Raw genomic sequence first — 279 nt, 5'->3', positions numbered from 1 at the left:
CCGCCGTGCTGCGCGATACTGGCGCGCACATAGGCGTAAGCCTTTTCGATGTCGCCGGCCTGGGTGGCCACATCGGCCTCCGGCAGCATGCGGTAGTCGATCGAAACGAACACGAAGCCGTTGGCCAGCAGGAAGTCTGGCTTGGCGCCGACCTGGCTGCGTTTGCCGAACCGCCAGGCGCCGCCATGGACGAAAAACACCACCGGGAGCTTGTTCGCGCCGGCTGAGGCGTAGATGTCGAGCTTGGCCGGACCGTAATCGAGGGTTTGCGGTTCCGGC

1 protein-coding gene is annotated in these 279 nt (G+C 65.2%); it reads right to left on the bottom strand.

The window, feature by feature from the left end; genetic code table 11:
- Positions 1-279: alpha/beta hydrolase (locus tag EN786_RS37460; protein WP_135910245.1), on the bottom strand; the 279-nt coding region annotated here is incomplete at both ends.

The sequence above is a fragment of the Mesorhizobium sp. M4B.F.Ca.ET.143.01.1.1 genome, assembly GCF_004792275.1.
In the GTDB taxonomy this organism is placed as follows: domain Bacteria; phylum Pseudomonadota; class Alphaproteobacteria; order Rhizobiales; family Rhizobiaceae; genus Mesorhizobium; species Mesorhizobium abyssinicae.
Note: the sequence above shows the minus strand (reverse complement) of the source record. Positions and strands in the feature narration are given on the sequence as shown.